This is a genomic window from Vibrio sp. 1727 (assembly GCF_033344415.1).
GTDB classification, from domain to species: Bacteria; Pseudomonadota; Gammaproteobacteria; order Enterobacterales; family Vibrionaceae; genus Vibrio; species Vibrio alginolyticus.
The window spans coordinates 1-548 of record NZ_JAWPOT010000568.1 but is presented as its reverse complement, the minus strand read 5'-3'; the positions used below and the strand labels follow the sequence as shown (position 1 = coordinate 548).

The 548-nt window shown below is 44.5% G+C and carries 1 protein-coding gene; it reads left to right on the top strand.

Going from position 1 to position 548, the window contains the following annotated elements; genetic code table 11:
• Positions 1–538: OmpA family protein (locus tag R8O10_RS26980; protein WP_318192193.1), on the top strand; the 538-nt coding region annotated here is incomplete at its 5' end.
• Positions 539–548: the final 10 nt, after the last annotated feature.

Genomic DNA, 548 nt, shown 5'->3' with positions numbered 1-548 from the left:
GCTGGTATTGGAAGGAAAAGACGCTTCCGCTTTGTCAGAAGTAAGAATCCCAACAATTCAAATTCAAAAGGCACTGAGCGAATTTAATGCGTGTCTTGAGCGACTACCGAAACTTTCGTTCTCACAAGCAAGAGACATCGTTTTGCCTTTTCAATTCGGTCAGAAAACACTAAATGCGAATCAGCAACAGACGTTAGCTGCGCTCTATAGCTATCTTTCTGTTGATGACCGAGTGACGAAAGTGCTAATCGATGGCCATACCGACAATGTTGGACCAAGGCTTACCAACCTTTCGGTATCACGTTTACGTGCTCAACAAGTGGCCGATACGTTGATTACTCTCGGTGTAAAACCAAGCATGATCGAAGTCAGGGCTCATGGAGAACGATACCCAACGGCAAAAAACAGCACAGCGGCTGGTCAGGCAAAAAATCGACGTGTGACGTTACGCCTAGTCAGAGACAACGAACGCACCATAGAAAAAAACACCATGTACGTACAACAACAGATTCAACAAAAGAAGGTTAAGGTTCAATGATGACGAAAAC